Raw genomic sequence first — 18,488 nt, forward strand, 5'->3', positions numbered from 1 at the left:
CATAGATATCGCAGGGCAATCAACGTGGAGCCACGCATGAGCGGCAAGCGCAGCATCTTCGAGGAGGTCCCGGAACAGGGCGCGGCCCGTCCGGTGGCGCAGCCGGGGCTGATCGACAAGGGCCGGGGCGGGGCGCGGCGGGGCATCCGCGCCTGGCTGATGGTGCTGTTCGCGCTGGTCGTCGCGATGATCGTGGTCGGCGGGCTGACGCGGCTGTCGGACGCGGGGCTGTCGATCACCGAATGGCGGCCCGTGACGGGCGCGCTGCCGCCGATGAGCGAGGCCGAGTGGCAGTCGGAATTCGACAAATACCAGCAGATCGACCAGTTCCGCATCATGAACGGCTGGATGACGCTGGCGGATTTCAAGGAAATTTACTGGTGGGAATGGGGCCACCGCCAGCTGGGCCGGGTGATCGGGCTGGTCTGGGCGCTGGGGTTCTTCGGCTTTCTGGTGGCGCGGCAGATCCCGGTCGGCTGGACGCTGCGACTGCTGTGGATCGGCGTGCTCGGCGGGGCGCAGGGCGCGATCGGCTGGTGGATGGTCTCTTCGGGCGTCACGCAGGGCGAGGGCATCACCTCGGTCAAGAGTTACCGGCTGATGGTGCATCTGGGGCTGGCCTTTGCCATTCTTGGGTTCATCGCATGGTATGTCTTCCTGCTGGGCCGGCCCGAGCGCGAGCTGATGCAGGCGCGGCGCGCCAAGGAGGCGCGGCTGTTCGGGCTGGCGACGGGGTGGATGCATTTCGCCTTTCTGCAGATCCTGATCGGCGCGCTGGTGGCCGGGATCGATGCCGGGCGCAGCTATAACGACTGGCCGACGATGGGCGGGCAGTGGTTCCCGCCGAATGCCTTCCCGGTGACGCCGCTGTGGCTGAATTTCCTGGAGAGCCCGGGCCTCGTGCAGTTCATTCACCGGGTGGTGGCCTATGGGCTGTTCGCCTTTGCCATCTTTGCTTGGACGCGGGGCCGGCGCAGCGCCCATGCGGCGACGCGGTTCGCCTTCAACGCGGCGCTGGCGGCGACCTGCGTGCAGGTGCTGCTGGGCATCGTGACGGTCTTGCAGGGCGCGACGCTGCATGTGGCGATCACCCATCAGCTGATGGCGGTGGTGGTTTTCGTGCTGATCCTTCGCGCGCGGTATCTCGCGGCCTATCCCAAGGCTGTTTCGATCAGAGGAGTGGCGCGATGAGCGCATACGAGGAGTTGATGGCGTTCCAGCGCGACACCTGCGCGCTGGCGCAAGTCTCGGGGCGCCTGCACTGGGACATGGAGACGACCATGCCCAAAGGTGCGGCGGCGCAGCGCGGGGCCGAGGTGGCCGCCATCGAAGGCGTGCTGCACGCGCGGCGCACGGCGCCCGAGATCGGTGACTGGCTGGCGCGGGCCGAGGCGCCCGATGCGGCGGGACAGGCGCAGCTGCGCGAGATCCGGCGCGACTGGGAGCGCAACAACAAGGTGCCGGCGCGGCTGGCGCGGGCCATCGCGCAGGCGACCTCGGAGGCGCATGGCGTCTGGGCGACGGCGCGGGCGGATGAGGATGTGGCGGCCTTCCTGCCGGTGCTGGAGCAGATCGTCGCGCTGAAGCGCGAGGAGGGGCAGGCGCTGGCGGCGGGCGGCGACGTCTATGACGCGATGGTGGCTGATTACGAGCCGGGCATGACCGGGGGCGAGATCGCCGCGCTGTTCGATGCGATGCGGCCGCGGCTGGTGGCTTTGCGCGCGGCGGTGCTGGAGCGGCCCGCACCGAAGGGGGTGCAGGGCGCCTTTGACGAGGCCGCGCAGATGCGTCTGGCGGGCAAGCTGGCCGAGACCTTTGGATACGATCTGCACCGGGGCCGGGTGGACAAGGCGGTGCATCCCTTCTCGTCCGGGTCGGGGTCGGATGTGCGGATCACCACGCGGACCAATCCGCTGGATCCGTTCAACTGCATCTATTCGACGATCCACGAGGTGGGGCACGCGAGCTACGAGCAGGGGATCGACCCCGCCTATGCGCTGACGCCGCTGGGGCAGGGCGTGTCGATGGGCGTGCACGAGAGCCAGAGCCGCATCTACGAGAACCAGCTGGGGCGCAGCCGCGCCTTTACCGGCTGGCTGTTCGGCGAGATGACGGAGGTGTTCGGCGATTTCGGGATTGCGGATGCGGATGAATTCTATGCCGCGGTGAACCGGGTGAACCGGGGCTATATCCGCACCGAGGCGGATGAGGTGCAATACAACCTGCACATCATGCTGCGCTTCGATCTGGAGCGCGCGCTGATGGCGGGCGATCTGCAGGTGGGCGATCTGGAAGCGGCCTGGAACGACCGGTTCGCCGCCGACTTCGGCTATAACGTCGACAAGCCCTCGCATGGCTGCCTGCAGGATGTGCACTGGTCGGCGGGGCTGTTCGGCTATTTCCCGACCTACAGCCTGGGCATGCCGGGTGTCTGTATCAGCGGCTTCGGGCGGAGGTGCCGGGGCTGGACGGGCAGCTGGCACAGGGCGACACCGGCGGCGCCACCACCTGGCTGCGCGAGAGCCTGCAACGCTTCGGCGGGCTTTACACCCCGCGCGAGGTGATCGAGCGGGCGAGTGGCGGGCCGGTGAGCGAAAGCGCGCTGCTGGATTATCTCGAGGCGAAGTTCGGCGCGCTCTATGCGCTTTGAGCGGGCGCGATGCTTTTGCATGGGCGTTTCCGAGCCGCCGCGCGACATTCGCGGGGCGGCGGCAACATGCCCATTGTGTTTGCCCGGCCCATGGCCTTATGTAAAGGAACGGTGACACCGTGTGTCCGCACACGAACCGACCGATATTCTCTTTTTCGGACCCCCTGCGCACAACGCGCCGACAGGCTTCGGAATTGCTGATTTGGCCCTGAAAAGGGTCAGTGAACTACCTTCGTCGCAACGAAAAGGCGAAGGATCGTATGGGCATTCCGGGGTGATCCCGGTCTGTCGGAGAAGAACCGCGATGACGCGCGCGAGAGTACTGATCTGTCAGTCAGGAAGGCCAGAGGGCCTGCCCTGTGACGCCGCGTTTCAAGTCGCCCTCATCAGACACATCCTGCACCGCCCGGCCCCGCCAGGGGATGGGCGGCAGCGTTTGTGCATCAAGGAAAAATGGCCAAGAAAATGCTTATCGATGCCACCCACGCGGAGGAAACCCGCGTCGTGGTGGTGGACGGAAACAAGGTCGAGGAATTCGATTTTGAATCCGAAAACAAACGGCAGCTTGCCGGAAACATCTATCTCGCAAAGGTAACCCGGGTCGAACCGTCGCTGCAGGCGGCCTTCGTCGATTACGGCGGAAACCGCCACGGGTTCCTGGCGTTTTCGGAGATTCATCCCGACTATTACCAGATCCCCATCGCCGACCGTAAGGCGCTGATGGAGGAAGAGCAGGCCTATGCCGAGGCGCAGCATGCGCGCGAGGAAGAGGAAGGCGCCCGCGCCGCGCGGCGCGGATCGCGCCGCAGCAGCGCCGCCGAGTCGACCGGCGGTCAGGATGCGGTGACCGAGATCACCGGCATGCAGACCATCGACTTTTCGGACGAGGGCGAGGGCGAAGTGCCCGAGGGCAGCTCGCCGATGGAGCGGGTGCCGGAAACGCCGGTGGCCGAGCCGGAGGACGACCACGACCACGATCATGATGGCGAGGCCGGCGACGTGGCGGAGAACGATGCCGCCGCGCGCGACGACACCATCGAATCGGTGGCGGTCGAGGATGACGTCGAGGATCTGCGTCCGCAGCGCCGGCCGCGTCCGCGCCGCTACAAGATCCAGGAAGTCATCAAGGTGCGCCAGGTCCTGCTGGTGCAGGTCGTCAAGGAAGAGCGCGGCAACAAGGGTGCGGCGCTGACCACCTACCTGTCGCTGGCCGGCCGCTATTGCGTGCTGATGCCGAACACGGCGCGGGGCGGCGGGATTTCCCGCAAGATCACCAATGCGGTCGACCGCAAAAAGCTGAAGGAAATCGCCGGCGAGATCGATGTGCCACCCGGCGCGGGGCTGATCGTGCGCACGGCGGGCGCCAAGCGCACCAAGGCCGAGATCAAGCGCGATTACGAATATCTTCAGCGCCTGTGGGAGCAGATCCGCGACCTGACGCTGAAATCGATCGCGCCGGCGAAGATTTACGAGGAAGGCGACCTGATCAAGCGGTCGATCCGCGATCTCTATAGCCGTGATATCGACGAGGTTCTGGTCGAGGGCGACCGCGGGTATCGCATCGCCAAGGACTTCATGAAGATGATCATGCCGTCCCACGCGAAGAACGTGAAACCCTATGCGGAGAACCTGCCGCTGTTCGCGCGCTTTCAGGTGGAAAGCTATCTTGCCGGGATGTTCAACCCGACCGTGCAGCTGAAATCGGGCGGCTATATCGTCATCGGCGTGACCGAGGCGCTGGTCGCCATCGACGTGAACTCGGGCCGGGCCACGAAAGAGGGATCCATCGAGGAAACCGCGCTGAAGACCAACATGGAGGCCGCCGAGGAGGTGGCCCGCCAGCTGCGTCTGCGCGACCTTGCCGGTCTGATCGTCATCGACTTCATCGACATGGACGAGCGCAAGAACAACGCCGCTGTCGAGAAGAAGCTGAAGGACAAGCTGAAGACCGACCGCGCGCGCATCCAGGTGGGCCGCATCTCGGGCTTTGGTCTGCTGGAGATGTCGCGGCAGCGTCTGCGGCCCGGCATGCTGGAGGCGACGACCCAGCCCTGCACGGCCTGCCACGGCACCGGTCTGATCCGCTCGGACGACAGCCTGGCGCTGTCGGTGCTGCGCCAGATCGAGGAAGAGGGCACCCGCAACCGGTCGCGCGAGGTGCTGGTGAAGTGCCCGGTGGCCATCGCCAACTTCCTGATGAACCAGAAGCGCGAGCATATCGCCCAGATCGAGACCCGATACGGCATGGCCGTGCGGATCGAGGGCGATGTGCATCTGGTCAGCCCGGATGTCACGATGGAGAAGTTCAAGACCGCGACCCGGGCGATCCCGGTGCAGGTCGCTCCGGTGATTTCGGTCGATACCTCGCTGATGGATCAGGTGGACGCCGACGAGGAAGATATCGCCGACGAGGAAGAGGACGAGATCGAAGCGGTGGCGGAAGCCACGCCGGAACAGTCCTCGGGCGATGGCGAGAGCAAGCCCAAGCGCAAGCGCCGGCGGCGGCGCCGGCGGTCGGGCAAGTCGTCGAATGGCGACAACGGGCAGGAGGCCAATGGCGCGTCGGATGAGGGCGACGATGCGGATGAGGCGCCGGAAGCGGCAGCCGAGACCGTAGAGGCCGCGCCCGAGGTGGTGGCCGATGCAGATGCCGCGCCGGTCGCGGAAGAGGCGGCGGAGCCTGCCCCGAAGAAGAAGGCGACGCGGTCGCGGTCGCGCAAGAAGGCCGAGCCCAAGACGGAAGAGGCCAAGGCCGAGGAGCCGGTGGCCGAGGCTGCTGAACCCGAGGCCGAGCCTGCGCCGAAGAAGACCCGCGTGTCGCGCAGCTCGTCCAGCCGGGCGTCCTCGTCGCGGCGCAAGTCGGCGGCGGCAGAGCCCGAGGTGAGCGCCGAGCCGGTGGCGGAAGCGGTGGCCGCAGAGGTTGCGCCGGAAGCGGTGCCAGATGTCGCGCCAGTGGCGGAAACGCCTGTGGCCGAAGCGCCGGCGGAAACTCCGGTGGCGGAAGCGCCGGTGGCCGAAACTCCGGCAGAGCCGGAAGCGCCGCCCGCGAAAGAGCCGGAAATGACCGCCGAGGCCGAATCCGAGGACTCCAAGCCCAAGCGGCGCGGCTGGTGGTCGCTCGGCTCGCGCTGAGGACTGATCCGGAAAGAGATGGAAGCCCCGGCCTTGTGCCGGGGCTTTTCGTTTGTAAGGTGGCGTTGAAGACAGCTTGCAGGGCGAGGCAGATCGATTGCAGCCGACGCAGAGAGAAACGCCGGTGGATCTGAAACAGCAGGTCATTCTGTGCCTGGAGGCCCTGAGCGCCATTCGCCCCAGCGCTAACAGGGCCGGTCTTTCGACCTCCTATGAAGATGCCTATGACGAATGGGAGACCGTCGTTCCGGCGATCTATTCTTCCTTTGTCCTGATGCCCTATTGCGAGACGGCCGGGCGCGAGAGTGTCGACCAGTTCCGGCGGCTGGGGTTCGACAGGGACGGGCGCGCCAGCCATGCCGTTCTTGTCGAAGCCGATGGCCGTGACTGGTTCATTTTCGACATCGCCTGCGGCGAGGACGGGGAAATGCGCCTTGTTCTACGTCCTGTCGCGGGATCCGGCGACCCGCGCGAGCGACTTGTGGCGCCCGAGCGGTGCAGCGGTTTCCGGGTGGGTCGTATCGGCTGAGGCTGGATCAGCCGCCCTTGCGGATCAGGTAGATCTGCGCGCCATCGGCTTCGGACTGGTCGAGCAGGGTGTGGCCGGATTCGGCGCAGAAGTGGGGCACGTCGATCACCGCCGCCGGGTCGTCGGCCAGCATCCGCAGCACGGCGCCGTCGGGCAGCGCTTTCAGCCGCTTGCGGGCCTTCAGCACGGGCAGCGGGCAGAGCAGCCCGGTGGCGTCGAGTGTTTCGGCGATCTCGGTCATGGGGATTGGTTACGCGGCGGGCGGGGGCCTGTCCACAGCCTTGTGATGGGGCGCGGCATCTCGGCGCGTGACGCGGGTGCGCGGATGGCCTAAGCCGCGAGGTATGTTCGGAATTGACATCATAGACGCCGGGCTTCTGCCGGCGATGACGGTGGCGCTGATCGGCGGGCTGATCAGCTTTCTGTCGCCCTGCGTGCTGCCCATCGTGCCGCCCTACCTCGCCTATATGAGCGGGGTCAGCATCGGCGACATCCAGGGCACCGGCCGGCGCAAGGCGGTGCTGGCGGCGCTGTTCTTCGTGCTGGGACTGTCTACGGTCTTTCTGCTGCTGGGGTTCACCGCCTCGATGCTGGGGGCCTTCTTCCTGCAGAACCAGGAGCTGTTCAGCAAGGTCTCGGGCATTGTCGTCATTGTCTTCGGGCTGCATTTCCTGGGGCTGTTCCGCATTCCCTTTCTGGACCGCGAGGCGCGGATTGATGCGCGCGACACCGGCGGGTCGGCCTTTGGCGCCTATATCCTGGGGCTGGCCTTCGCCTTTGGCTGGACGCCCTGCATCGGGCCGCAGCTGGGCGCGATCCTGTCGCTGGCGGCGTCCGAGGCCTCGGTCGCGCGGGGCACGCTGCTGCTGGGCGTCTATGCGGCGGGACTGGGCATCCCCTTCCTGCTGGCGGCGATGTTCCTGACGCGGTCGATGGCGGTGATGAACCGGCTGAAGCGGCACATGGGGCTGATCGAGAAGATGATGGGCCTGCTGCTGCTGATCGTCGGGCTGATGCTGGTGACGGGGGCCTTCACCAGCTTTTCGTTCTGGCTGCTCGAGACCTTTCCGGCGCTGGGGCAGCTCGGCTGAGCCTTACGCCGGGTGGAAATCCGCGCTAGGCTTTCGCCATGGAGCAGGCAGGGGATCAGCGGCAGGTGCGCCGCCGGAGGGTGTTCTACATCCCCGGCTATGATCCGATTCATCCCCGGCGGTATCGGGAGCTCTATCGCAAGGAGGGTGCGGCGCAGGCGGCGATTTCCGGCTATGCGCTGTCGCTGAGCCCGAAGGGGACGCCGGGGCCCTATGGCTGGCATGTCAGCGCCGAGATCGAGGGCGCGCGGGTCGAGACCGAGGTCGAGGTGCTGGTCTGGTCGGATATCGTGCGCGACAGCATGGCGAACACGCTGGCGGCGACCTATCGGCAGATGCTGCGGACGGCCTGGGCCTATATCGGGTCGGGGGCGCTGTGGCGGCTGATGCGGTTGAGGAAGGGGCCCGTTATCGCGGCGCTCTATCCGGTGGGGGCGCTGGTGGCGCTGGCGCTGGCGGCATTTTGTGTCGTGGCGGGGGTGGTCTGGGCCTGTGTTGCCCTGTTTGGTGCGTGGGGCTGGTCGCCCGGCGTGCCGGTCGGGCTTGGTCTGGCCTATGCGTTTATGTCTTGGGTGAAGGCCCGGGACGGCAAAACCTTCATTTTCTACCTGATGCATGATTATGGATATTCGGCACAGTCCGGGGGTGAGAATCCTTCGGAACTGGAGGCTAGAATGTTCGAATTTGGCAAGGCAATTGCGGCGGCTTTGCAGTCGGAGACGGACGAGGTGCTGGTGGTCGGACACTCTTCGGGCGCGCATCTGGGGATCTCGGTGCTGGCCGATCTGATCCGCGCGGGGCAGGTGCCGGGCGATGGCCCGGCGCTGGGGCTGCTGACGCTGGGACAGGTGGTGCCGATGGTGTCTTTCCTGCCGAAGGCCGCGCGGCTGCGCGCCGATCTGGCGTTTCTCGCCGCGCGGGAGGAAATCGCCTGGGTCGATGTGACCGCGCCCGGGGATGGCTGTGCCTTTGCGCTCTGCGATCCGGTGAGCGTCTCGGGGGTTGCGCCGGAGGGCAAGCGCTGGCCGCTGGTGATTTCGGCCGCCTTCACCCAGACGCTGAGCCCCGAGCGGTGGCGGGCGCTGCGCTGGCGGTTCTTCCGGCTGCATTTCCAGTATCTCTGCGCCTTCGACCGGCCGGGGGATTACGATTACTTTCGCATCACCGCCGGCCCGCAGACGCTGGCCGCGCGGTTCGCGGGGCGGGCGCCGTCGAAATCTCGGATCGAGGTGGCGGTGTCGAAATACACTTCGGTCGCCGCATGATCCCGCCCAAGCCGGAGTCGCGGGCCGACAAGGTGTCGCTCTGGCGCTATCTGCGGCTGTTCCGGGCGGATATCCTGTCGGCGCAGCCCGAGCGGCTCTACCGGGCCTGGATGGCCGAGTTCCGAACGCCGTTCTTTCGCAGCTATCTGCTGAACCAGCCGGATCTCGTGGCGGAGGTGCTGAAGCGGCGGCCCGATGACTTCCCGAAATCGGACCGGGTGGGTGAGGGGTTGCGGCCCTTGCTCGGCAATTCTGTGTTCCTGACCAACGGCGCGACCTGGAAGCGGCAGCGGCGGATCATCGACCCGGCGTTCGAGGGCGGGCGGCTGCGCGATACCTTTCCGGCGATGGCGGCGGCCGGGCAGGCGGCGGTGGCCCGGCTGGCGCCGGGCGAGACCGAGATCGAGGCGGTGACGAGCCATGTCGCGGCGGATGTGATCTTTCGCACACTGTTCTCGCTGCCGATCGAGGCGCCGGTGGCGGCGGCGGTCTTCGCGCGGTTTCGCGACTATCAGCGCAGCCAGCCGATCCTGAACCTGGCGGCCTTTCTGCCGCTGCCGCGCTGGATGCCGCGGTTCCATCGCCGGGCGACCAGGGCGGCGGCGAGCGATATCCGGCGGCTGATCGGCGAGATGGTGGCGACGCGGGCGGCGGAGATCGCGGCGGGTACCGCGCCCGACGATCTGGCGACCAAGATCATGACGACGCCCGACCCCGAGACCGGGGAGCGCTTTGACGCGGCCGAGATGGTCGACCAAGTGGCGATCTTCTTTCTGGCGGGGCATGAGACCAGCGCCTCGGCGCTCGCCTGGGCGCTCTATCTGCTGGCGCTTTCCCCGGAGTGGCAGGACCGGGTGGCCGCGGAGGCCGCGGGGTATGACGGCAGTTTCGCGGGGCTGTCGCGGCTGCGGGTGACGCGCGACGTGTTCCGCGAGGCGCTGCGGCTTTATCCGCCGGTGCCGATGATGGTGCGCGAGGCGACCGGGGACGAGCGGTTCCGCGAGCGGGCGGTGCGAACGGGGGCGCAGCTGGTGCTCAGCCCCTGGCATCTGCACCGCCACGCGCGGCTTTGGGAGGATCCCGACGGCTTTGACCCGGACCGCTGGCAGAGCGAGAATGGCCGGGCCTGCGCGCGCGAGGCTTTCATCCCCTTTTCGGCCGGGGCGCGGGTCTGTCCGGGGGCGGGGTTTGCGATGATCGAGGGGCCGCTGCTGCTGGCGCTGCTGGTGCGGAGCTATCGCTTTGCCCCGGTCGCGGGGCGTGATCCGGTGCCGGTGGCGCATCTGACGGTGCGGGCGCAGGACGGGATCTGGTTGAAGGTCGCTGAGCGAGCGTGATCCAAGACTTTCCTAAAAAGTCTTGGCAATAGTTTCCGGGAAACTTTTGCCCTAGCACAGGACGCGGATGGGGTCGTTGTTGCAGCAGACGACGATCTGGTCGCCGTTCTGGATCGCGTGATAGCCGCGCCGACGGATCTCGACCTCGAAAGCGGCGCGGCCGACGACGAGTTCGACGGCACGGGTGCTGCGCCGGACCACGCCATCCTGGCGCGCGGCCTTGGCGTCGAACAGACGCTGCATCCAGATGGCGGGCGGCAGGAAGCGTCGGGTTTCGGTCATGCCCGATCATCGCCCGGTTGAGCTTGAGAATCCGTTAACCGCGGTAGTGTCGCAGCACGAAAAGCCGGATTGCCGAGGCGAGGCCGGTGTCGGGATCGCGGCTGGCGTCGATTTCGGCGGCGAGCGCGTTGAGCGCGATGTCGCGGATCTGGGCGATCTCGCGGAAGGCCGCCCAGAACTCGGGTTCCAGGCTGACGCTGGTGCGGTGTCCGCTGAGGGTCAGCGAATGCTTGGCCGGGCGGCTCATGTCTCGCGCTTGTGGCCGTCGAGGTCGCGGCGGTCCTTCTCCTTGCGGGCGGTTTCCAGATCGCGCTCGGACTTTGTGCGGCCGAATTTGGCGGCATTTGCGTCGCCCTGAGCCCGCTTTTCGGCGCGGGCCTTCTGCTTGCGGAACTGGTTGAGGTTGGTGATGCCGGTCATGGAATGCTCCCGCTTGGGGCGAAGGTGCCATTGTTCCCCGCCGCAGACAAGCGGTCACAGGGAGAGGATGGCGGTGTCGAGCAGATCGGCGAGGTCGCCGAAATAGCCCTCGGACCGGGCCGGCCGGGTGGGGTCGGAGGTGATCGCCACCGCCAGTTGGCGCGCGGGGTGGAAGGCGATGACCTGGCCCCCGTAGCCGCGTGCGATGGCGAAGCCGGAGAGGCTGAGGAACCAGCCGTAGCCGTAGTCCAGTCCGGAATAGGGCGAGCGGGTCAGCGGTTGCGTGGACTGGCGCAGCCAGTTCAACGGAATGACCTGATCGCCGTCGAACCGCCCTCCGTCGCAGAGAACCTGGGCGAGGCGCAGCATGGCGGTCGGCGCGAGCGCCATCTCGTTGCCGCCGAGGTAGTAGCCCTGCGGGTCGCGGGTCCAGGCGGGGATGTCGATGCCCAGCGGACGGCCGAGGCGTTCGCGGGCCTGGGTCAGGAGGGACTTGCCGGTGGCGACGGTCAGCGCGGCGCCGAGGACATGGGTGGAGCCGGTGGAATAGAGCATCCGGCCGCCGGGCGTGGCGACGAGGGGGCGCGAGAGGGCATAGGCGGTCCAGTTGGGCGCGCTGACCCAGGCGCCGTAGTTCGGACCCGACGTGGGTTCGAGCCCTGCGCGCAGGCTGGCGAGGTCGCCGAGCGTGATGCGACGGACGGCTGGATCGGCGGTGGCGGGGATGAGGGCGGGGGCGACATCGCCCAGCGTGGCGTCGAGGCCCGTGACTTCGTTGCGCGCGATCGCGGCGCCGAGCAGCAGCGCGACGATGCTTTTCGAGCAGGATTTGATGTTGGCCGGACGGTCGAGACCCGGGCCCCGGAAGGCCTCGGCGAAGACGGTCTCGCCGTTCTTTGAGACCAGAAGCGAGTGCAGCTGTTCGAACTGCGCGCCGGCTGCGCGCAAGGCAGAGGGGGCATCGGCCCGCGAGGGTCGGACGAAGGGGATGGCGAGGGAGGTGGCGAGCAGGTGGCGACGTGTCAGCATCTGTCGCAAATGGCGTGCTGCCGGCGCGTCGTCAACGCGCCGGCGATCACGAATGCGCGGACTGGCTCAGCCCTTGGGGCCGATCATGTCCTCGGGGCGGACCACGCGGTCGAAGGTTTCGCCATCGACGAAGCCGAGCGCGATGGCCTCTTCCCGCAGGGTCGTGCCGTTCTTGTGGGCGGTCTTGGCGACCTTGGTGGCGTTGTCATAGCCGATGGTGGGGGCCAGCGCCGTCACCAGCATCAGCGATTCCTTCATCAGCTTGTCGATGCGGGCTGTGTTGGCCTGGGTGCCGACCACCATGTTGTCGGTGAACGACCCCGCCGCGTCGCCCAGCAACTGCATGGATTGCAGGACGTTATAGGACATCATCGGGTTGTAGACGTTCAGCTCGAAATGACCCTGCGAACCGGCGAAACCGACCGCCGCGTCGTTGCCCATGACATGGGCGCAGACCATCGTCAGCGCCTCGGCCTGGGTGGGGTTGACCTTGCCGGGCATGATCGAGGACCCGGGTTCGTTTTCCGGCAGGATCAGTTCGCCCAGGCCCGAGCGCGGGCCGGAGCCGAGCAGGCGCAGGTCGTTGGCGATCTTGAACAGCGAGGCGGCGACGGTCTTGAGGGCGCCCGAGAACATGACCATGGCGTCATGGGCGGCCAGAGCCTCGAACTTGTTCGGGGCGGTGACGAAGGGCAGCCCCGTGATCTCGGCGATCTTGCCGGCGACGGCGACATCCCAGCCCTTGTCGGTGTTCAGACCCGTGCCGACGGCGGTGCCGCCCTGGGCGAGTTCGTAGATCTCGGGGAGGATCTTGTTGATCCGGGCGATGCCGTTCTCGACCTGTTTGGCGTAACCCGAGAATTCCTGCCCCAGCGTCAGCGGGGTGGCGTCCTGGGTGTGGGTGCGGCCGATCTTGATGATGTCCTTGAATTCCTCGGACTTGGCGGCCAGCGCCTTGTGCAGCTTTTCCAGACCCGGCAGCAGCGTGTCGCGGGCCATCATGCCGATGGCGACATGCATCGCGGTTGGGAAAGTGTCGTTCGAGCTTTGGCCCATGTTGACGTGATCGTTGGGGTGCACGGGCTTCTTGGAGCCCATGGTGCCGCCCAGGATCTCGATGGCGCGGTTCGAGATGACCTCGTTGGCGTTCATGTTCGACTGGGTACCCGAGCCGGTCTGCCAGACGACCAGCGGGAAGTTGTCGTCGAACTTGCCCTCGATCACCTCGGTCGCCGCCTCGACCATGGCCTTGCCGATGGTGGCGTCGAGCTTGCCTGTCGAGATGTTGATCTCGGCGCAGGCGCGCTTGATGACGCCGAGGGCGCGGATGATGGCGACGGGCTGTCTTTCCCAGCCGATGGGGAAGTTCATGATCGAGCGCTGGGTCTGCGCGCCCCAGTATTTGTCGGCGGGAACTTCGAGCGGCCCGAAGCTGTCGGTTTCGGTGCGGGTGTCAGACATGACGGACTCCGGTTCTGAACTGCTGTCGCCCTGCGGTCTACCGGCCTGCGCCCCGCGGTGCAATTGTCCAGTTGCGCGCAGCATCGCGGAAAGGTCAGTTGCCGCAGGGGCCGGCCTTGACTAGGGTGGGCGCGCACCCCTTTGTCCGGGGGAAAGGGAGCCTGCCGTGGTGGTCTTGCGTCGTCTGTTCTTCGTCACTTTCGCGCTGGCGCTGAGCTGCGCCACGCTGGCCCAGGCGCAGGTCGCGCGGTTTGTGGGCGACTATTCCGGCACCGCCGAAGTGCCGACCCATGACGGCGCCACCGCCCAGCGCGACATGAGCGTGTCGATCCGGCAGGGGAAGGACAGTTTTTCGGTGACCTGGAGCTCGACCACTTATCGGGACGGCAAGGGCAAGCAGAAGACCTATCAGATCACGTTCGTGCCGACCGACCGGGACAATGTCTTTGCCGCGGCGATGACGCGGAACGTTTTCGGGCATGAGGTGCCGCTCGATCCGATGAAGGGCGAGCCGTATGTCTGGGCGCGGATCATGGGGGATACGCTGACGGTCTATTCGCTGTTCGTCGACGAGACCGGCGGGTTCGAGATTCAGCAGTTCGACCGCAGGCTGGTGTCCGAGGGGCTGGAGCTGACCTTTACCGCGCTGAGCGACACGACCAAGCGGCGGTCGGTCTCGACGGTGTTGCAGCGCCAGTAGGTCGCTGGCGGCCAGTATTTACTTGCGAAAGGTGTCCAGCCGGACGACCTGCGCATCGGGCTGGGCCGCAGGTTTTGGGGCGGGGCGTTCCTCGGCCTTGCGGCCTTTCGGTTCGGGCGGGGTGTCGTCGGTGCCGTCTTCGCCGGCCTCGAAGCGGAGGCCGAATTCGACCGAGGGATCGACGAAGGTGATGATCGAATCGTAGGGGATATAGAGCGGCTCGGGCGCGTTGCCGAAGTTCAGCGTGATCGAGAAGCCGTCGTCGCCGACCTTCAGGTTGTCGTACCAGTGCTGCATCACCACGGTCATTTCGCCGGGATAGCGGTCGGACAGCCAGTCGGCCAGTTCCGCATCGGGGTGCGAGGTGTCGAAGGTGATGAAGAAATGGTGTTTGCCGGGCAGGCCGTTGTCGGCCACGTCCTGAAGGACGGTCTTGATCAGCCCGCGCATGGCGGTGTGCATCAGATTGCCGTAGTCGATCTGCCGAGCCATTCGTCCATCCTGCCGTACCTGACGCTCAGCATAAGGGATTCGATCAGAAACAAAAGCCCGTGGGAGGGGGATTCATGCCCAGCCGGCGAGGAGGCCCGCGAGTGCCAGGATTGCCAGCGTTTCCGCCATGCCGCGGCGCAGGCCCAGCAGCAGGAGCGCGGCCAGCGCGCCGAGGAGCAGGGCGCGGAGGTCGAGGCTGGACCAGTCGGGCAGGGCGAGGTGGAGCGGCCCGGCGTCGAGCAGGCCGACGCGGATGAAGGCGACGTGCAGGGCGAACCAGAGCGAGAGGTTGAGGATCACGCCGACGACAGCGGCGGTGATGGCGTTCAGCGCTGCGAAGAGGCGCGGGCGGGCGGCGATGAGGTCGAGCCAGGGGCTGAACAGGAAGATCCACAGGAAACAGGGGGTGAAGGTGGCCCAGAGCGCGACAGCCCCGGCGGCCAGCGCAAGGCCCGGCCCGCCACCGATCTGACCGGCGAGCATGGCGACGAATTGCGTGACCAGGATCAGCGGGCCGGGCGTCGTTTCGGCCAGGCCCAGCGCGTCGATCATCTGGGCGGTGGAGATCCAGCCGTAGTCCTGCACGACGGTCTGGGTCATGTAGCCCAGCACCGCATAGGCGCCGCCGAAGGTGACGACGGCGAGGCGGGCGAAGAACCAGCCGAGGTCGGCGAGGAAGCTTTGCCCGGCGAGGTCGAGCGCAATCAGCGGGGCGAGCCAGAGGGTCAGCCAGATGGCGAGGGTGGGCAGCGGGTTGGCGGCTGGCGTGGCGGAGGGGGGCGGTTCGGCCGGTGCGGCGGTGGCGTAGCCCCAGAGCGCGGACAGGGTGACGATCAGCGGGAAGGGCAGGTTGAAGAGGAACAGTGCGAGGAAGGCCAGCGCGGCGATGACCCAGGCCGAGGGGCGGGTCAGAGACTTGCGCGCGACCTTCAGCAGCGCCTGGAGCACGATGACGACCACGGCTGCCTTGATGCCGAGAAAGGCAGCCTGCACCAACGGCAGGGTGCCGAAGGCCGCGTAGGCGGCGACCAGCAGGGCGATGACCACGGCGCCGGGCAGGACAAAGAGCAGGCCGGCGAGCAGCCCGCCGGGGACGCCGCGCAGGCGCCAGCCCGCGTGGGTGGCAAGCTGCATCGCCTCGGGGCCGGGGAGCAGCATGCAGAGCGAGAGGGCGCGCAGGTAGGTCTGTTCGTCGAGCCAGGGACGATCGGCGACCAGTTCCTTGTGCATCAGCGCGATCTGGGCGGCGGGGCCACCAAAGCTGAGCAGTCCGATGCGCCCGAAAACGCGGAGCATGTCGGACCAGGAGGGCGCGGGGGCGGGCATGGTGCGGGCGGTCAGCGGGGGCCGGTGCTGAGCGCGGTGATCGCCTGCGCGGCCTTCAGCAGGCGCGGCAGGTGGGTGTCGATCAGAACCTCGCGCGGCAGGCGCGCGGCGTTGCCGCCCAGCGACAGCGTGTAGAGATCGCCGGTGAGCGGATCGCGCACCGCCACGCCGATGGCGTTGTGATGCGGGTTCCATTCGCCGAAGCTGTCGGAATAGCCCTGCACCGGCACCCGGGCCAGCGCGGTTTCCAGCGCAGCCTTTCGCGCGGGCCAGTCCTTGCCGTAGAGTTTGGCGAGGCGGGTAAAAAGCTCATCCCGCTCGGCTGCGTCGGTCGCGGCGAGATAGGCGCGTCCGGGGGCCGAGAGCGCCAGCGGGATGCGCGAGCCGACATTGAGGTTCAGCGCGACGGCGGTGGGTTTACGGATCAGCTCGACAAACATCATGTCGATGCCGTCGCGCACGCTGAGCGCGACCACGCAGTCGCCGCCAGCCGCCATTTCTTCGAGATGGCCGCGCACGACCTCCGAAAAGCCGAAGCGCCCGATGGCGGCGAAACCGAGGGTCAGCACCTGGTTGGAAACGGCGTATTTGCCGTATTCGGGCATGTATCGGAGGTAGCCGAGCTTGGTAAGTGTGCCGAGCAGGCGCGACACGGTGGTCTTGTGCAGGCCGGTGCGCTCGGCAATGGCCTGGGTGCCCAGAACCATGTCCTCGGCCCGGAAGGCGCGCAGGATCGAGAGGCCCCGCGCCAGCGAGGTGACGAAGGGACGGTCGTCGTTCAGGGCCGCGCTTCCCATGTCCTGACGGGGCCGGCCGCGGCGCTTGGCGGCCGGAGGGTCGTTGTTCGTATCGCTCATGCGGCGATCATAGACGATCCGGAATCGACTGTCTTTGGCATTCGGTCGAGTCCGGATCGGGGATCACTTGACCGAGGAGGGCGGCAGGTCGCCATAGTCCGAGCAATCCCGGTGACTTGCGGCGGGATCGACCTTGACGTCGATGACCACCGGGCCGCCGCGGGCATGGCCTTCGCGGATGGCGTCGCCGATCTGGTCGGCTTCGGTCACGGTGATGCCGGAGCCGCCCAGCCCCTCGGCCACCTTGGTGAAATCGTGGTCCTTGAAGTCGACCCCGATGGCCTGATTGCCGAGGTTGTCGCGCACCATGCCGAGGCCGGCGTTGTTGGCGACGAGATAGACCACGTCGATGCCCTGTTCGGCGGCGGTGGCCACCGCGTCCATCGTCATCACGAAGCCGCCGTCGCCGATGACGCCGGTCACGCGTCGGTCGGGGCAGGTGATCTTGGCGCCGGTGGCGGCTGGCGTGCTCCACCCCATGCCGCCGATGCCGCCGGGGGCGACCAGCTGGTGCGGATGGCGCAGCGGCAGGCGCGAGGTGGCCCAGATGCGGTTGGTCCCGGCGTCGAGCGTCAGCAGGTCCTGCGGTTCGAGGAAGTCGCCAAGTGCGCGCATGATGTCGGCGTAATGGACGGTGCCGGGGCGGGTGTCGTAGTGGGGCAGGACGCCGTAGTCGTTGCCGGTCTTCAGCGCGGCGATGTGCTGGATGCGCTGGTCGCGGGCGCTGGCGGGCGCGGCGTCGGTGGTCAGCAGGAAGTCGACGACATCGGCGACATCGGCGGTGACCGCCTGATCCACCGGAAGCACCCAGCCGGCATTCAGCGGGTCGATGTCGACCTGGATGATGGTCTGGTCGCCGGGCCGCATCATCTGCGCGTCGCGGAAGCGGGTGTATTCGGGGCCGAGGCTGCACCCGAGGACGAGGATCACGTCCGCCGACTGCACCATCCGGTTGGCGGCGGCCGAGGCCCAGGTGCCCATCATGCCCACGGCGATGGCGCTGGTCTCGTCGATGGTGCCCTTGCCGTGATAGCTGGAGGCGACGGCGATGCCGTCACGTTCGGCCAGTTGCTGGAGACGCGCGCCCGAGCGGCTCATGTAGATGCCGTTGCCGACGATGATGACCGGGTTCTTCGCGCCCTTCAGCGCGGCGGCGATCTTTTCGAGGGCCGCGCGGTTCGGCACCATCGGGGTGCTGCGCAGGTAGCCTTCGGTCGGGTAGAGCGTGGCGCGGGTGGCTTCGGGCACCTCCTGCTTGATGATGTTGGTGCGCATCAGCATGGCGGCCGGGCCCTGGCGGGGGGTCATCGCGTGCTTGATCGCCAGCTGGGTACCATAGATCGCCTCGGCCGGGGTGGTGGCGTAGGTGGCGTATTTCGTCATGGTCTTCAGCACGGCAAAGGCGTCACCCGCGCCATAGTCGCCCGTCATCGTCTGGTAGACGCCATATTGCGCGAAGCCGTCGTAGCAGGAGGTGTCGGTCATGATGACCATGGGGGTCGAGGAGAAATAGGCCTCGAGTATGCCGAAGGCGCCGGTGCTGGTGGCGAAGGGGCCCTGGGCCATCAGCAGGCCGGGTCTGCCGGTCAGCTTGCCGGCAACCTGGGCCATGACCGAGGCGCATTGCTCGGAGCGGGCGAGCACCAGTTCGAATTCGTCCTTGCGGTCGAAGAAGGCCGGCAGCGACCAGGTGATGCCGAGCCCGGGCAGGGTGAAGCCGCGGGTGATGCCCGCTTCGATAAAGGTCTTGATGACCCCTTCGTTGGTTTTCATCGGAATCCTCCTCGTATCCTTGGCCGCAGGGTAATGCGGGTCAATAATTCCGGCAAGTGCAATTAAATACCGTTATGCGAATTTTTCAGAAAAGGCGCAACAGGGCGCTGACCGCTCTGGCATAGCGGTCGGCAGGACGTCAGG

At 67.1% G+C, this 18,488-nt stretch carries 17 protein-coding genes and 1 pseudogene; 8 read left to right on the plus strand and 10 right to left on the minus strand.

Going from position 1 to position 18,488, the window contains the following annotated elements; translation table 11 throughout:
- The first annotated feature begins 36 nt into the window (after nt 1–36).
- The 4 genes and pseudogenes from ctaA (at nt 37) to ACFO5X_RS17795 (ending at nt 6,311) form a co-directional block, all read left to right on the plus strand.
- Nucleotides 37–1,191, plus strand: a complete 1,155-nt coding sequence (gene ctaA / locus ACFO5X_RS17780) for a heme A synthase (RefSeq protein ID WP_380719398.1) — start codon at nt 37–39, stop codon at nt 1,189–1,191.
- Nucleotides 1,188–2,650 (plus strand): annotated as a pseudogene (locus ACFO5X_RS17785) (carboxypeptidase M32). Before ctaA ends, ACFO5X_RS17785 begins: the two are co-directional and overlap by 4 nt.
- A 453-nt stretch (nt 2,651–3,103) precedes the next feature.
- Nucleotides 3,104–5,782, plus strand: a complete 2,679-nt coding sequence (locus tag ACFO5X_RS17790) for an Rne/Rng family ribonuclease (RefSeq protein WP_380719400.1) — start codon at nt 3,104–3,106, stop codon at nt 5,780–5,782.
- A gap of 124 nt (nt 5,783–5,906) precedes the next feature.
- Nucleotides 5,907–6,311: a hypothetical protein gene (locus ACFO5X_RS17795; RefSeq protein WP_380719402.1), complete on the plus strand. Its 405-nt coding sequence runs from the start codon at nt 5,907–5,909 to the stop codon at nt 6,309–6,311.
- Nucleotides 6,312–6,318: 7 nt separating this feature from the next.
- Here ACFO5X_RS17795 and ACFO5X_RS17800 read toward each other — a convergent pair whose 3' ends face one another.
- Nucleotides 6,319–6,552: a sulfurtransferase TusA family protein gene (locus ACFO5X_RS17800; RefSeq protein ID WP_380719404.1), complete on the minus strand. Its 234-nt coding sequence runs from the start codon at nt 6,550–6,552 to the stop codon at nt 6,319–6,321.
- Nucleotides 6,553–6,655: 103 nt separating this feature from the next.
- Here ACFO5X_RS17800 and ACFO5X_RS17805 point away from each other — a divergent pair, with 103 nt between their 5' ends.
- Genes ACFO5X_RS17805 through ACFO5X_RS17815 form a run of 3 tightly spaced genes read left to right on the plus strand, consistent with a single transcriptional unit; the run spans nt 6,656 to nt 10,004 of the window.
- Entirely contained in the window at nt 6,656–7,402 is a 747-nt protein-coding gene (locus ACFO5X_RS17805; protein ID WP_380719406.1) for a cytochrome c biogenesis CcdA family protein, read from the plus strand.
- 38 nt (nt 7,403–7,440) lie between these two features.
- Nucleotides 7,441–8,667 (plus strand): hypothetical protein, encoded by a 1,227-nt coding sequence (locus tag ACFO5X_RS17810; RefSeq protein WP_380719408.1) that lies wholly within the window; start codon nt 7,441–7,443, stop codon nt 8,665–8,667.
- Nucleotides 8,664–10,004, plus strand: a complete 1,341-nt coding sequence (locus ACFO5X_RS17815; RefSeq protein ID WP_380719410.1) for a cytochrome P450 — start codon at nt 8,664–8,666, stop codon at nt 10,002–10,004. Before ACFO5X_RS17810 ends, ACFO5X_RS17815 begins: the two co-directional genes overlap by 4 nt.
- 51 nt (nt 10,005–10,055) lie before the next feature.
- Here the strand turns inward: ACFO5X_RS17815 and ACFO5X_RS17820 are convergent, their stop codons facing one another.
- From ACFO5X_RS17820 to fumC, 5 genes are all read right to left on the minus strand, one after another.
- A complete protein-coding gene (locus ACFO5X_RS17820) occupies nt 10,056–10,286 on the minus strand; it encodes an N-(5'-phosphoribosyl)anthranilate isomerase (protein ID WP_380719412.1) in 231 nt (76 codons plus the stop codon).
- A 34-nt stretch (nt 10,287–10,320) separates the two neighbouring features.
- On the minus strand, nt 10,321–10,533 hold the full coding sequence (locus tag ACFO5X_RS17825) for a ribbon-helix-helix domain-containing protein (RefSeq protein ID WP_380719414.1): 213 nt from the start codon (nt 10,531–10,533) through the stop codon (nt 10,321–10,323).
- Nucleotides 10,530–10,706 carry a DUF4169 family protein gene (locus ACFO5X_RS17830; RefSeq protein ID WP_380719416.1) on the minus strand — a complete coding sequence of 59 codons (177 nt, stop codon included), beginning with the start codon at nt 10,704–10,706 and terminating at the stop codon, nt 10,530–10,532. The genes ACFO5X_RS17825 and ACFO5X_RS17830 overlap by 4 nt, the downstream gene beginning before the upstream one ends.
- A 54-nt stretch (nt 10,707–10,760) precedes the next feature.
- A complete protein-coding gene (locus ACFO5X_RS17835; RefSeq protein WP_380719418.1) occupies nt 10,761–11,735 on the minus strand; it encodes a serine hydrolase domain-containing protein in 975 nt (324 codons plus the stop codon).
- 66 nt (nt 11,736–11,801) lie between these two features.
- Nucleotides 11,802–13,196, minus strand: coding sequence for a class II fumarate hydratase (gene fumC / locus ACFO5X_RS17840; RefSeq protein ID WP_380719420.1), 1,395 nt, complete (start codon nt 13,194–13,196; stop codon nt 11,802–11,804).
- A gap of 166 nt (nt 13,197–13,362) precedes the next feature.
- Here fumC and ACFO5X_RS17845 point away from each other — a divergent pair, with 166 nt between their 5' ends.
- Nucleotides 13,363–13,896 carry a hypothetical protein gene (locus tag ACFO5X_RS17845; protein WP_380719422.1) on the plus strand — a complete coding sequence of 178 codons (534 nt, stop codon included), beginning with the start codon at nt 13,363–13,365 and terminating at the stop codon, nt 13,894–13,896.
- 18 nt (nt 13,897–13,914) lie between these two features.
- Here the strand turns inward: ACFO5X_RS17845 and ACFO5X_RS17850 are convergent, their stop codons facing one another.
- The 4 genes from ACFO5X_RS17850 to ACFO5X_RS17865 form a co-directional block, all read right to left on the minus strand.
- Nucleotides 13,915–14,388, minus strand: coding sequence for an SspB family protein (locus ACFO5X_RS17850; RefSeq protein ID WP_380719424.1), 474 nt, complete (start codon nt 14,386–14,388; stop codon nt 13,915–13,917).
- Nucleotides 14,389–14,460: 72 nt separating this feature from the next.
- Nucleotides 14,461–15,684 carry a chromate efflux transporter gene (gene chrA / locus ACFO5X_RS17855; protein WP_380719426.1) on the minus strand — a complete coding sequence of 408 codons (1,224 nt, stop codon included), beginning with the start codon at nt 15,682–15,684 and terminating at the stop codon, nt 14,461–14,463.
- Between the two features lie 41 nt (nt 15,685–15,725).
- Nucleotides 15,726–16,571, minus strand: coding sequence for an IclR family transcriptional regulator (locus ACFO5X_RS17860; RefSeq protein ID WP_380719428.1), 846 nt, complete (start codon nt 16,569–16,571; stop codon nt 15,726–15,728).
- A gap of 63 nt (nt 16,572–16,634) precedes the next feature.
- Nucleotides 16,635–18,344: a thiamine pyrophosphate-binding protein gene (locus ACFO5X_RS17865; RefSeq protein WP_380719431.1), complete on the minus strand. Its 1,710-nt coding sequence runs from the start codon at nt 18,342–18,344 to the stop codon at nt 16,635–16,637.
- Between the last annotated feature and the right edge of the window lie 144 nt (nt 18,345–18,488).

The sequence above is a fragment of the Seohaeicola nanhaiensis genome (genome assembly GCF_042654245.1).
Classification (GTDB): Bacteria; Pseudomonadota; Alphaproteobacteria; order Rhodobacterales; family Rhodobacteraceae; genus Seohaeicola_A; species Seohaeicola_A nanhaiensis.